The organism is Halobacillus sp. A1-3, from assembly GCF_050971765.1.
Classification (GTDB): Bacteria; Bacillota; Bacilli; order Bacillales; family Halobacillaceae; genus Halobacillus; species Halobacillus mangrovi_B.
In genome coordinates this window covers 60,359-74,323 of sequence record NZ_JBPCEO010000011.1, presented here as the reverse complement: position 1 = coordinate 74,323, position 13,965 = coordinate 60,359, and the positions used below count along the sequence as shown (strand labels likewise).

Sequence of the window (13,965 nt, the reverse complement as noted above, 5' to 3'; positions counted from 1 at the left end):
GATACATAGATTGGCCCCGTTCATTAAATAAAGAACGGGGCCATTAATTTTCATATCCCATATTTTCGTAGTCTATATTGCAGACTCTGCCTGCTGATGCCAAGAATTTTTGCAGTATGGGATATGTTGTGATTGTTCTCTTTAAGGGTTTGCTGGATATATAGCATTTCTGTTTCTTTCATTTTTTCTTTTAATGTTCGTGCTGCACTGTTTTCGACCGGCTTCTGCTTTTGCAGTGGCTTATGATCTGGATACATCTTTCGGAGTCGAGCAGGAAGGCTGTCGATCGCAATCACTTCTTCAGTGGTAATCAGATTCATTGTTCCCTCTATCGTATGTTCCAGCTCTCTCACGTTTCCTGGCCACGTATGTTGATGAAGCAGATGAATCGCGTCCTCGTGGATGGTTTTTACATTCATCTGGAATAGATCATTATACTTCGCGATAAAGCTTTGAGCTAGAGAAAAGAGATCCTCCATGCGATCACGGAGGGGAGGAATAAATAACGTGACAACGCTTAGACGGTAATACAAATCTTTTCTTAAATGCTGCTCGGCAACAGCGTCTATCGGGTCCTCGTTAATCGTCGCAATGATACGCACGTCCACTTTTTTATCCTTCGTATCCCCAACCCTGCGAATGGTTCGTTCCTGGATGACTCGTAGAAGTTTCGCTTGAAGTGCTGGGTCTAAAGAGTTAATTTCATCGAGTAATAATGTACCGCCCTCAGCCTGTTCAAACAACCCTGGTCTGTCGATAGCACCTGTAAAGGCGCCTTTTTTTGTACCAAATAATAAGCTTTCCATTAAGCTGTCTGGAATCGCGGCACAGTTTTGAGAAATAAACGGGGATGATGACCGTGAGCTTCCATTATGAATGCTTTGTGCAAACAATTCTTTCCCTGTTCCTGTTTCACCGACGATCAGCACAGATGAGGATGTGCGTGTCGCTTTTTTCGCTTCTTCTATAACAGTCTCAATCAGCGCACTCTTCCCAATGATCTGATCAAACGTAAACTTCGTGTTCTTCTTTTTCAACACGTTCTCTTTAATGACTTGCTCAAGCCTTGTGACGTCTTTTGTGATTTCAATAGCACCTGTTACTTTTCCATTTTCCAAAATTGGATACGAGTCATTAATGGTCGTAATTTCTTTTCCTTTATTATTGAAATAGGTTTGCTTGATGTTCTTAGACGTTTGCCCTTTCCTTAAAGCCTGGACGAGAGTGCTCCGTTGGTTTTTTTCGAATTGAAAGACCTCCAGCAAGTCTTTGTCGAGTACTTCTTCACCTGTCATCGACTCGATCTCCATCATTTTTTTGTTATAGATGATCGTTTTTCCGTTCTCATCAATCACATGAATTCCCAGGTCTAATTCATTCAGGATCCTTTCATAAAGTTCGTTCCGTTTGATGAGTGTCTGAATATCCTCAGTTTTCTTCACAAGATCCACCCCGTTCAACGTAAGTATCTTTATTTTATAGAAGAAATAGTAATGACGCAAAATTATTTGGCACATTTGTGGTGAGGAGTGACAATTTATTTTGCAGTTATCAGCTCTTTTTAAAAAGGAATCCCTCCATACCAATATTTAAAAAGTTGGCACGGAATTTGCAATATAGAAAGGTGAAGAACAGGAGTGGGTTTAGCAGCCCCGCTCTATGACTAGGAGGAATATAGATGAACACCACCACTGTGAATTCCAAAAGCATTATGGATCAGACCGAAAGATATGGAGCGAAAAATTACCATCCGCTCCCGATTGTCATCTCAGAGGCAGAGGGCGTCTGGGTCAAGGATCCTGAGGGCAATCGATATATGGATATGCTTAGTGCCTACTCGGCAGTCAATCAGGGACATAGACACCCGAAGCTTATTGAAGCTTTAAAAAATCAGGCGGACCGGGTGACGTTAACATCACGTGCCTTCCACAATGACCAGCTGGCTCCTTTTTATAAAAAGGTTTCTGAATTGACCGGAAAAGATAGGGTACTTCCAATGAATACCGGAGCGGAAGCGGTCGAAACAGCGATAAAGACTATTAGACGCTGGGCCTATGACAAAAAGGGTATCCCAGAGGGGAAAGCGGAAATCATCGCATGTGAAGGGAATTTTCACGGGAGAACGATGGCGGCGGTGTCCCTCTCATCGGATGAAGAGAACAAACGCAACTTCGGGCCGGGATTGCCTGGGATTAAATTGATTCCTTATGGAGATCTGGAAGCTTTAAAACAAGCCATCACACCAAATACAGCAGGGTTCTTGCTCGAGCCAATTCAGGGAGAAGCAGGGATCGTCATTCCGCCGGAAGGATTCTTAAAGAAAGCTTACGATGTGTGTAAGAAAGAGAATGTTCTTTTTGTAGCCGATGAGATTCAGTCAGGTCTTGGACGATCTGGAAAAATGTTTGCCTGCGATTGGGAGGATGTATTGCCTGATATGTATATCCTTGGTAAAGCATTAGGTGGAGGTGTGATGCCAATTTCTTGTGTTGCTGCCAACGAAGATGTACTGGGTGTGTTCACCCCAGGTTCTCATGGTTCGACATTTGGCGGAAATCCATTAGCGTGCGCTGTCTCCATTGCTTCATTAGAAGTCATTGAAGAGGAAAAATTAGCAGAGCGATCATTGAAACTCGGGCAGTATTTTCAAGATCGGTTAAAAGAAATTGATAATCCGGAGATTAAGGAAGTACGAGGAAAAGGATTGTTCGTAGGAGTCGAATTGAATGAACCGGCCCGCCCTTATTGTGAAAAGCTGAAAGATGAGGGACTGCTTTGCAAAGAAACCCACGAAACTGTCATTCGTTTTGCTCCTCCGCTAGTAATTAGTGAAGAGGATCTTGATTGGGCGATCGAGAAGATAACGAAAGTATTAGCAAGTGTGAAGCAAGCATGAGTCCCAGCGTTTTATAGGTTGAGTGTAAAGATTGGGAAAAGCAGGTCTATTAAAAAATGAGGCAGCATAAAACTAATAAACAAGCATGGAGCTATTGGAGCTTATTTTTAGAAGAGAGCTCTCTAGATCCAGTCAATAGTTGTTATGTTGTAACCATAATCAAGGAGGAGAAAAAAGGATGAAGGAAGTTTTTCAAACCATTTACAGTCCTTGTTACGGAAGCATTAAAGAAGTGTACGTACAACCCTCGGCTTATGTGTATGAATGGGAGACGCTGCTTTTAATTGAGACCCAAGATAAAAAAGAGATTGAAGTATCGGTTGGTATCAGTGGAGATATCGTTTCTATGGAAGTCGCCCCTGGTCAGGCTGTTACGCCGTTTTCAGCGTTAACGATCATGAGGGATGATTTGCAGATTACGGGAAGCGATTAATAAAATAGACTGCTAAAACCTCTCACCTGCCTATTAAGCAAGTGAGAGGTTTTTTACTATGTTTGCTGCTCTATAAAGCCTATTCTTCTACCTTGTCGCACAAGCGCCGACATCTCTTAAACCTCTATTCATAGAATAGACTATTACAAATTAAGAGGTGATAGAATGTTAGGATTCTCTATGATCCAGCTTACGAAAGAGCATAGTGATAGGCTGGATAAAGAACTGCGGACAAGGCTAGTCCATTTATACAAACCAATGCGTCGGACCCCTTGTTTCTTGCACAGTTCATTGGAAAAGTTTTTGGTGAAAAATAAAAAGTTTCCAGTCATTATCGAATTTAAAGGTGAAGAGATTTATTCCGGCTTGAATAAGGTCGAATCTTTGCTTGATAAGGAAAGGAAATGCAAGGTTCAACATCAATTCCCGGCGGCAGGGTGCTGTTCTGGGATGCTAACGGCATCTGGAATCGAAAAGTTACTAACAAATGAATGTCACATAAGAAAGATCTATTATGATCGTGAAGTGACAGCCCTGTTAGATGTTGCTTCTCCATCCGTTCGTGCTCGTGAATTGAATAAGCTTGGGCTGACTGGAAAAGGCGTAAATATTGCTGTTGTTGATACTGGACTGTATCCGCATGAGGATTTTACGCAGCCAAATAATCGAATCATTGCTTTTAAGGATGTCGTTAATGACCGTGAAGAACCTTATGACGATAATGGACATGGCACCCACTGTGCTGGCGACGCCGCTGGAAACGGATTTTCCTCCGACTTTCAATATCGCGGCCCGGCTCCAGAAGCAGGTGTGATTGGAGTAAAAGTATTGAACAAAGCAGGCTCAGGGTCTATATCTACGATTATGGCAGGAATTCAATGGTGTATGGATCACAAAGAAGAACATCATATTGACGTAATCTCTTTGTCTTTAGGTGGAGCGGCAGATGAATCGGACTGCAATGACCCTCTAGTGCAAATTGTTGAGCAAGCATGGGATAGCGGGATTTTTGTGTGTGTAGCAGCAGGTAATTCAGGGCCTGATGAACGAACGATTGCTACACCTGGAATCAGTCCAAAGGTTGTGACTGTCGGCGCACTGGATGATCGCGATACGGTTGATCGAAGCGATGAAGAGATCGCCTCATTTTCAAGCCGAGGACCAGCATGTGGAGGGGTGGTTAAACCGGATTTAGTTACTCCAGGAGTGAATGTTATTTCTTTGAGGTCCCCAGGATCTTTCCTCGATAAAACCACAAAAGCTAACCGCGTAGAAAACAATTACTTTAGTTTATCTGGTACTTCGATGGCTACGCCGATCTGTGCTGGTGTCGCTGCTTTAATTCTTCAAGCGCACCCGGAATATACACCCGATCAAGTTAAGCAAAAGCTAATCAGTGGAGCGGTTGATATGGGGCTGCCGGCAAATATTCAAGGAGCAGGTTATTTGGATGCCGAAAAGGCGGTAGGGGCCACTAAAATCAGTAAAAATTAGAGTCCGTAAAGGTACCTATATCTTTAAGAGGTGCCTTTCTACATAGTTCTAGTGATTCTTTCTCTTTATTTTAACTTTTAAGGAAAGATGTTTTAATGAAAGAAATTGAGAATAGGTAAGGAAGTCATACTAAGAGTAAAGGGGAGGAAGATATGAAGATATTAATAAGTGAAGTCATTTGGCAAGAAGGAGTGGACGAACTAGAACGGCAAGGTTATGAAGTAGAATATGACGAACAGCTGGCACAAGATCGAGGCAAACTCTTGGAAAAGGTAAAAGACGTGGACGCTTTAATTATACGTAATCAAACCCAGGTTGACGAAGAACTTTTACAAGCCAGTTCCAAACTAAAAGTCATTGGTCGTCTTGGTGTTGGGCTCGACAATATTAAGGTAGAAGCTGCCAAGCAAAAAGGTGTGCAAGTTGTATATGCCAAAAATGCTAATGCCACTTCCGTCGCTGAATATGTGATGAACGCTGTCCTCAGCTCGAATCGATCCATAAGTGATGCAGATGGGGATGTACATAAAGGAAGATGGGATAGAACAATGCATACAGGAGGGGAGGTATATGGAAAAACAATAGGCCTTGTAGGACTAGGAGAAATTGCTCATAGAGTAGCTAAAAGAGCTCATGCATTCGGAATGAATGTAGTAGGGTATGATCCATTCATTACGGATTATGATCATGTGATTGCAGAAACAGGGGTGGAAGCAAAATCAACACTTGAGGAAATGCTGGAATTATCTGATTTTGTCTCTGTGCATGTCCCATTAAACCCATCAACGAAAAATTTGATGGGTTTAGAGGAGTTTAAAGCTATGAAATCAAATGCTTATATTATTAATACCTCACGCGGAGGTATCATCAATGAATCGGATTTAGTAGAGGCTTTATATAAGCAACACATAGCGGGAGCTTATCTCGATGTACTTGAATCGGAACCCGTAATTCGTGATCACCCTTTACTCTCGTATTCGAATGTGGTTATTACTCCGCACATTGCAGGACTCACAAAAGAATCTCAGATAAGAACCTCCATATTAGTAACTAAAGAAGTGACAAAAGTCCTTAAGGGAAACCCCTCTCTCTGTATCGTTTAGAATATAATTCCTGGAGCTCTTAAAAGATTCAGGCCCTCTCCTATTTTAACCAAAACAATGGAGAGGGTTATTTATGTGCTCTGCTCAAAGGTATAGAATGACGTTTTATTCAAGGGGAAGAAGGAATACTATGTATCATAGCCTTAATTGAAGGGAAGGGTTTGAATGGGCAAATTCATCATGAACCTGATCGCTTATCTTCTCGTGATAACTGTGAATGGACTCGCTAACGCGTTACCCTTAAATGGCCAGACCACCGGTGAGATTTCAAACAGGCTGAACGTACTGTTCACACCAGCTGGGTATGTATTTAGTATTTGGGGATTCATTTATATTCTTTTAGGTTTGTGGATCATTCGTCAATTCCCTGCAAGCCGCAGGAATCTGCCTGTTTATCAAAAAACCAGCGGGCTGTTTGTTTTAAGCTCTATCTTGAACAGCCTTTGGATCTTCATGTGGCATTATGAATTCTTTGGTCTTTCAGTCATTGTAATGCTTCTCTTGCTCCTCACTCTTATTCGTCTATATGTAACATTGAAAGTCGCAGATGCTTCATTTTTCGATATTCTGCCATTTTCCGTTTATCTCGGCTGGATCAGCGTCGCTACGATTGCAAACATCAGCTACTATTTAACCTACATTGGCTGGGATGGATTCGGGATTTCCGATTCAATCTGGACATTGCTGCTCTTAATCGTTGCAACCTTGCTGGCCCTTACTTTTATGAATACTCAGAAGGATTGGGTGTACCCGCTCGTGTTTGTGTGGGCGTTTGTTGGAATAGGGGTTAAAAATCAGGATGCTGATGTACCACTAGTTGTGTACGCTTCTTATACTTTGGCAGCAATGCTGCTTATCCTTACAGTCATCTTTGCATTTAAACAAAGAAGGTAAATAATAAAGCCCTTTTCCAATAGGAAAGGGGCTTTAGGTTTGTTTAAAGCAAAGAGCCGGCTCCATCAATGTACAATTCGGTTCCTGTAATGTGCCTTGAAGAATCAGAAGCCAGGAATACAATAAGGTCAGCCACTTCTTCTGGATGTCCTGGACGGTTTTGCAAAGGCTGGTTCCCCTCGGGATACTCTACAGGAATTTTAATTTTTTTAAGCGTTTCTTCCTCTGGATGGGTGTTTTTATCGATATTTGTTTGAATGGCACCAGGACAGATAATATTTACTCGGATCTGGTAGCGTGCTAATTCTAAAGCAGCCATTTTACCAAAAGCCATCTGACCGGCTTTTGATGAACTGTAGGCCGTAAAGCCGAAGTTGGAGAAGTCGCGGTTTCCGTTAACGGAGCTAGTGATAATGATGCTTCCACCTTCTTCTTTCATATAAGGAATCGCATGTTTAACAGTCAAAAAAGTACTTCTTAAATTTGTTTCCAATGTGTTGTCCCAATCTTCTACAGCCATATCTTCTATTGGTGTGATCTTTCCATTAATGCCGGCATTAGCAAAAATGATATCTAATCTTCCGAAGTGGTCAATGATCTGCTTGTATGAATGCTGGATATCACTCTCTTTTGAGACGTCAGCTTTTAGAATAAATGACTCTCCGCCAATAGCCTCGATTTCTTTCCTGGTTTCCTGGGCGTCTTCTTCTTTAATATCTATAACTGCAACCTTTGCTCCTTCTGTAGCAAGCTGAATGGCTGATGCTTTACCCATCCCTGAGCCGCCTCCAGTCACTAAGGCTACTTTTCCTCTTAATTTATTATTGTCAGCCATAATCATCCATCTCCTTTTTTTACAATTAAACCTGGTATAAAGGATTTTACCCTCAGGTTATAGGAATGTAACTATGGAATTAAATTTTATCTTGGTTTTTTGGAAAAAAAGAGAATAAAATTAATCATAAAAGAAGCCCCTCATCCTATTGGAAAAGGGGCTCTATTTCTTTTTATCTAGTGTACCAACGGAGTCGATGATTTGCTGTTTAGAAGGTAGTTTTTATTCCCAGTACGTGCAACCTTCAAAGAATGCATCTTCCATAGTAGATTGCAGGATCTCTGGTAAGCGGGAATCGATTTCATTCGACTCGATAATTTCGATCCGATTGCCGCCGACTAGTCCTTTAAACGTGACTGTTTTGTCCTTGTTTACGTAAAGACGACCGATTTCTTGTTCGATTCCAAGTGATTCATGCTTAGATTGGAAGACAATAAGTCCAGTGATATATTTGTTCCTTTCTTCTTGGAGCGCAACTTTCTTCCAGTTTGTCGTTTCTTTCAAAGCTTCTACTCCTGATTCTTTGATTAGCTCAGGATCGCGCAGGATGGACACGTCCTCTAATTTTGTTACTCCTAGCATACTATTGTAGGCAGCGACTGAGATGGTGTTCCCTTCCATGTTGAGGATGGCGTCTTGCTGGCCAGAACACAGTTGGTTGGTGAGATCTTTGATGAGGTCAAATACTTCCTGGGTGTTACGCTGAATACCATTTTCCAACTCAAATACGGCTCTTTTCTCGTCTAGCAATTCTCGAATATCCATATGGTGCTCCCTCCTAAAATAATTTTCACGGTACATATTTCCATTTAATGTATGAGTGAAACATTTTTTCTAAAATCTTTTAGTAAAGATTAAATGCCTCTCAAGTCAATTAGAGGCTATTTCTCTCTCTATTTTCCACTTATTTTTATGCATTTTGTCGAATCCGTTCCTTTTACTTACATAATCTATTAAAATATTACAAATAAAACCAAATTTTGAAAGGGGAAAAAAGAATGAAAAAAATTTCAATTATGCTATTCTTGCTAATGTTTGGAATGGTTACAATCATCGGGAGTGCTTCCGCGAACCCTGTTACATATCATCCTTCACTTGCTCATAAAGACGGAGCCATGGCTTATAAGCATATGGAGTATTTAGCTTATGACATTGGCTCAAGAATCGCCGGGTCAGAAAATGAGAGAGAAGCAGCCGAGTATATCGTGGGCCAGTTTGAACGAATCGGTTTGGAAACAGAAGTTCAAGAATTTGATTATAACTCTACAAAATCTTCATCCAATGTAGTTGCTTACAAAGAAGGCAAATCTAGTAAACAGATTATTGTAGGGGCTCACTATGATTCCGTTTCGGCCGGACTCGGAGTAGACGATAATGCCTCAGGCGTAGGGGTCCTTCTAGAAACGGCGGAAGTATTGAATAATATAAAGACCCCATATTCCATTGTATTTATTGCATTTGGTGCAGAAGAAGTAGGGTTACAAGGTTCTAAATACTATGCGAATCATATGTCAGAACAAGAGATTGAAAACACGATAGGCATGATTAACTTAGACAGCCTGGCTGTTGGAGATCAAATGTATGTGTATGGAAATGCAGGAGAGGATGGATTCATTCGCGACCAAGCGTTAGCTATTGCCGATAAGAAGAGATTAGATGTTGAAACTAACCCAGGTTTGAATCCTCATTATCCAGCTGGTACGACAGGAGATTGGAGTGACCATGCTCCATTCAAAGCGAAAGGCATTCCTTATGGTTATTTAGAAGCCACGAATTGGGAGATAGGTGATCTGGACGGCTATCAACAAACAGTGGAGCATGGAGGTATATGGCATACTGAGAATGATACGCTAGAGTTTATTGAGGAAGAATATCCTGGACGGGTGCAGGAGCACTTATCGACGTTTAGTACACTGCTAACGGATTTGCTTAAGTTTATGAACAAGACGAGTACTTCTAAATAATAAAACTCACAACTGATCTCCGTTCAAACGGAGATCTTTTTTATATGATAAGAAGGTGGACCTCTTCCTTCTTAATCATCATGGTAACTGCATATAGTTATACAGTGGATTAAAGGAGGGACCAGATTGAGCGATAATCAGGCGCTGGTAAAGTATCTTCGTGACATGGAAGTATGGGCAAACGACTTGGCGAAGGGTGATGCATCCAGGCAAGATTCTGAAGACGATACCTACCAAAAGGAACTAAATGGTTTGTTAGCCCAAATTGAAGAGTGGAACCGGGATACTGCTTCATTTGATCTGGAAAAAGCGTATGAATTAGAGAGACTTGCAGCAAAAGTAAATGGAAGTTCTGATAGCGAAAGACAAGATGAGCCAGTACCGATAGGAGGGCATACCTTACCTCCGCTTCCTTACGCATACGAAGCATTGGAGCCATATATAAGCAGGAAAATTATGCGACTGCATCATGACAAACACCATAAAAGTTACGTGGATGGCTTAAATCAAGCAGAAAAAGAAATGCAGAGAGCAAGAAGAAATAATAATTATGACCTGATTAAGCATTGGGAAAGAGAAGCTGCATTCAATGGAGCAGGTCATTATTTGCATACGATTTTCTGGGAAATCATGAGTTCTAAGGGAGGAGGAAAACCTAAGGGGGAACTTTTAAAAGAGATCGAAAGAAGCTTTGGGAGTTTTCCAAAGTTTAAAGAACATTTTTCTGCGGCAGCGAAAAAAGTTGAAGGTGTTGGCTGGACGATATTGGTATGGGCTCCTCGATCTCACCGTCTGGAAACTTTACAGGCAGAGAAGCATCAAAACTTAAGTCAATGGGATGTGATTCCATTGCTGCCGCTCGATGTTTGGGAGCATGCGTACTATTTGCAGTATGAGAATGATAGAGGGAAATACGTGGATAACTGGTGGAATGTGGTCAACTGGAACGCTGTTGAGGACCGTTACAAAAAAGCGAAACAAGTGAATTGGAAGAAGTTTTAAGTTCAAAACAGGGGGGCTGCTAGTAAGCGGTCTCCCTGTTTTGAACTAGTGAAAAAGGTTATTTACATATTAAAACAATAGCTTTAGTAGGTAGTGTTTAGGAACAGCTAATCAAAATTAAACGGAATAAAAATGGGAGTGATAGTTTGAATTCGAAGATATCTAAAGGAGTACAAATAAAGGGCACGGAAACTACAGTGGAGGAATTTTGGCGCTGGGCATATTCAGATTTATTAAGTAATACAAATCGAGGTATTTTAGCTGAGTTTTTGGTTGGATATGCCTTAGGATTAACAAGTAAGCCTCGAATTGAATGGGATAAGGCTGACTTTGTATATAATGACAATCTTATAGAGGTTAAGTCATCTGCTTATATTCAATCATGGAAGCAAAGGCAACCGTCTAAAATTGTTTTTAACATACCCAAAGCAAGAGCATGGGATACTGCCACAGGAATAATGAGCTCTGAATCGAAACGAAATTCGGATTGTTATGTTTTTTGCGTTTATACAGATCAAGATAAATCGAATTACGATCTTCTTGATGTGAACCGCTGGGACTTTTATGTTGTTCCAACTTCTTATCTTAATGAACATTTTACAGAACAAAAGACTATTTCTCTTTCAACGATTAATAAATTTTGTCATCCAGTAAGCTATAGTAGAATAAAAGCAAAAATTGACAGTGTATTAAATTAAATAAGAAAGCGCGATTGCCTGAATTGGCAATCGCGCTTTCTTATTTAATTTGTGGTACTTACAGGCTTAATGTTCTGATTTTTTTACTTTTATTAAAGTCTATAATCTAAAGTGAATGACGGAACTCCTGGTACATAAGAACTGACGTAAATCAGGATGATCTAAGTATACAACAATTGTAACAATTGGTATAAACTAGTAATTAAGTCTAATAGAATATAGGAGGTACATAATGAAGAAGCAACTTATTGCTGGGGTCGCTGCCCTTGGGATGTTTGCTGTGCCCATAACGGCTTCAGCAGACTCGCCGAAATGGCATAACGTAAATGTAAATGAAACGTTGGAGGAGGAAGATGGGAGTCTATTTAATAGTGAAAACTATGATTTTGTGAAGTATTCGAAAGTGGATGACAAGCTTAGAGAGATTGATGAAAGAAGTAACCGAATCACAGTGGAAACACCTGCGAAATCTTCTGCAGGAAACGATCTTTATGTGGTTACGATTTCTGATCCCACAGAAAAAGGGAAGTATGGCTATCAAAAATCATTAAGAAAGAAAATGTTTAAGAACCCTGAAAAGGCTGAGAAATTTATCGAGAAACATCCGGATTTCAAAGTTCCTGTAATGATAAACGCATCGATCCATGGTACAGAATTTGTAGGCTCTGACGCTGCGCTACAACTGATTGAAAGATTCGCGACAGCAGAAGATGAGAAAACAAAAGAATTACTTGAAAATCATATCTTAATTTTCAATGTGGTGGCCAATCCTGACGGCCGCATCGATGCAACCCGGTTTAACAGCAATGGCTTTGATTTAAACCGTGATTTTATTACACAATCCCAAGTGGAGACGAAGCATACAGTTGAATTAATTAAAGAATGGAATCCAATGGTGTTCCTTGACCTACATGGTTATATCAAATCTTTTGGGGGACCTGACAACCCCGGCTTAATTGAACCATGTACACCCCCGCATAATCCTAACTATGAATATGATCTATTTTCGAAATGGGCGATGGACCAAGCGGAGGCCATGGAAGGAAATATTGTTGATCACCGCAGTGAGTACGACAATACGTCAAATGTGGACTATCAATCCATGGAAGGTACTTATATCCCTCAGCGTGATGATACAGCTGGCTGGGATGATTACCCGCCAATTTTTACGCCGATGTATGCGATGTACCACGGTGCTTACGGTTATACGCTTGAAGCGCCAACCAATGATTGGGATGGCGTGAAATGGCATTATGATGCTGTAATGGGAGCACTTGAATTTTCTAACCAAAACAAAGAAGAAATGATCAAAGATCAGATTGAGGTATTTAAACGAGGCATTCAATTTGACCATCCGTATCATACAGAAGGTTTCTTTCCTAAAGCCTATATTCTACCTGCAGATAAAGAAGATCCAACAGCAACGGAAAAAGCGGTAGAACACCTTGAGTTCAATGATATTCAAGTCTCTGAGTCTAAAAAAGAATTCACTTATGATGGGGTGAACTATCCTGCTGGAACTTATATCGTGGATATGAGTCAGGCAAAAGCAGGGCTTGCGAACACGATGCTATGGGATGGTGAAGATATTACTGATATTACACCGGCTATGTACGACATCTCCGCATGGAACTTACCTGAGCTATGGGGATTTGAAGCGGTCAAAGTCGATGCCAAAAGCTCGTTTAACGTGAAAGTACACGATGTGAAAAAAGTAACTGCGGACGGTGAATTGGTCGGTGATGGCCCTTATGTAATTCCAAACTCTTCTGTGAAAGCCGTCAATCTCGTCAATACACTCATAAATCATGGTTTTGATGTAAAAAAGGAAAAAGAGAATTTTTACGTGAATGCGAAGGAAACACCTGAATTAAGAAAACTGGTCGAGAAATCGGGCATTACTGTGAAGACAGAGGATGTGGCGAACGGTGAATCGCTGAATGCTCAAAAAGTGACCATCCTCAAAGATGGTGGCATCTACAAATCACAATCGCACGCAGGTACCTTGGCGGCTTTACAACGGTTAGGGTTTGATGTTGAAGAGATAACACCACAGCAGCTTGCAGCAGAAGGGCTCCGGGATACAGACGTTTTCTTTTTCAGCGGAACGTCCCGCATGATTTCATATAACAATATCCCTGCAAACGATGAATTTGGACTTGAAGATGAGAACGAATATAAAGCATTTAAACAAAACATCCAGTCCTTTGTAGAAGAAGGCGGCAAATATATTGCTGTAGGAACTGGTGCCTCTGAAGCAACGAAACAGCTTGGCTTAACAGATGTGACCGTAAATGAAGGCTATTCTAACAGCAATGGAATCGTAAGAGTTGACTATAGTTCGTCTCCACTAACCTCTGGATATGAGTCCACTGATTATGGGTTTGTCTATCAACCCGTATGGTATACAGACGTTGAATCGGTAAATGTTCACGCCTCATTCAACACGGATGATTTCTTTGTGGCTGGACACTGGGAAAACCGTGAGGGTGCACAAGGTAAGCCTGTAATCGTAAATGAAAAAGATCAAGACGTAACATTAATCGGACTTGAAGCAGGGTTCCGAGACCATACTGATTACTTATTCCGCCTGTTCTCAAATGCGATTTTTACCAAATAAACAAACAGATTAGACCCATTAATTAC

The 13,965-nt window shown here is 40.9% G+C and carries 12 protein-coding genes; 9 read left to right on the top strand and 3 right to left on the bottom strand.

Features of this window, described 5'->3' with window-relative positions; all coding sequences use genetic code 11:
* Positions 1–50 precede the first annotated feature (50 nt).
* On the bottom strand, positions 51–1,442 hold the full coding sequence (locus tag ACRYKC_RS17830; protein ID WP_433808809.1) for a sigma-54 interaction domain-containing protein: 1,392 nt from the start codon (positions 1,440–1,442) through the stop codon (positions 51–53).
* Between the two features lie 236 nt (positions 1,443–1,678).
* Between ACRYKC_RS17830 and ACRYKC_RS17825 the strand changes: the two genes are divergently transcribed.
* The 5 genes from ACRYKC_RS17825 to ACRYKC_RS17805 all read left to right on the top strand — a co-directional run bounded on the left by ACRYKC_RS17825 (position 1,679) and on the right by ACRYKC_RS17805 (position 6,820).
* The gene (locus ACRYKC_RS17825; protein WP_433808807.1) at positions 1,679–2,896 is read left to right on the top strand and encodes an ornithine--oxo-acid transaminase; all 1,218 of its coding nucleotides are present in this window, start codon (positions 1,679–1,681) and stop codon (positions 2,894–2,896) included.
* A 178-nt stretch (positions 2,897–3,074) separates the two neighbouring features.
* On the top strand, positions 3,075–3,329 hold the full coding sequence (locus tag ACRYKC_RS17820) for a biotin/lipoyl attachment domain-containing protein (RefSeq protein WP_433808805.1): 255 nt from the start codon (positions 3,075–3,077) through the stop codon (positions 3,327–3,329).
* 165 nt (positions 3,330–3,494) lie between these two features.
* Complete coding sequence (locus ACRYKC_RS17815; RefSeq protein WP_433808803.1) at positions 3,495–4,823, top strand: S8 family peptidase; 1,329 nt, start codon at positions 3,495–3,497, stop codon at positions 4,821–4,823.
* Positions 4,824–4,975: 152 nt separating this feature from the next.
* On the top strand, positions 4,976–5,926 hold the full coding sequence (locus tag ACRYKC_RS17810) for a hydroxyacid dehydrogenase (RefSeq protein WP_433808801.1): 951 nt from the start codon (positions 4,976–4,978) through the stop codon (positions 5,924–5,926).
* Positions 5,927–6,091: 165 nt separating this feature from the next.
* Complete coding sequence (locus tag ACRYKC_RS17805) at positions 6,092–6,820, top strand: TspO/MBR family protein (protein ID WP_433808799.1); 729 nt, start codon at positions 6,092–6,094, stop codon at positions 6,818–6,820.
* Between the two features lie 43 nt (positions 6,821–6,863).
* Here ACRYKC_RS17805 and ACRYKC_RS17800 read toward each other — a convergent pair whose 3' ends face one another.
* Both ACRYKC_RS17800 and ACRYKC_RS17795 read right to left on the bottom strand, forming a co-directional pair.
* A complete protein-coding gene (locus tag ACRYKC_RS17800; RefSeq protein ID WP_433808797.1) occupies positions 6,864–7,655 on the bottom strand; it encodes an SDR family oxidoreductase in 792 nt (263 codons plus the stop codon).
* Positions 7,656–7,877: 222 nt separating this feature from the next.
* Complete coding sequence (locus tag ACRYKC_RS17795; protein WP_433808795.1) at positions 7,878–8,420, bottom strand: hypothetical protein; 543 nt, start codon at positions 8,418–8,420, stop codon at positions 7,878–7,880.
* Between the two features lie 233 nt (positions 8,421–8,653).
* Here ACRYKC_RS17795 and ACRYKC_RS17790 point away from each other — a divergent pair, with 233 nt between their 5' ends.
* The 4 genes from ACRYKC_RS17790 (at position 8,654) to ACRYKC_RS17775 (ending at position 13,939) form a co-directional block, all read left to right on the top strand.
* Positions 8,654–9,619, top strand: coding sequence for a M20/M25/M40 family metallo-hydrolase (locus ACRYKC_RS17790; RefSeq protein WP_433808793.1), 966 nt, complete (start codon positions 8,654–8,656; stop codon positions 9,617–9,619).
* A gap of 126 nt (positions 9,620–9,745) precedes the next feature.
* Positions 9,746–10,621 (top strand): superoxide dismutase, encoded by an 876-nt coding sequence (locus tag ACRYKC_RS17785; protein WP_433808791.1) that lies wholly within the window; start codon positions 9,746–9,748, stop codon positions 10,619–10,621.
* A gap of 146 nt (positions 10,622–10,767) precedes the next feature.
* Positions 10,768–11,319 carry a hypothetical protein gene (locus tag ACRYKC_RS17780; RefSeq protein ID WP_433808789.1) on the top strand — a complete coding sequence of 184 codons (552 nt, stop codon included), beginning with the start codon at positions 10,768–10,770 and terminating at the stop codon, positions 11,317–11,319.
* A 232-nt stretch (positions 11,320–11,551) separates the two neighbouring features.
* Complete coding sequence (locus ACRYKC_RS17775) at positions 11,552–13,939, top strand: M14 family zinc carboxypeptidase (RefSeq protein WP_433808787.1); 2,388 nt, start codon at positions 11,552–11,554, stop codon at positions 13,937–13,939.
* Positions 13,940–13,965 lie beyond the last annotated feature (26 nt).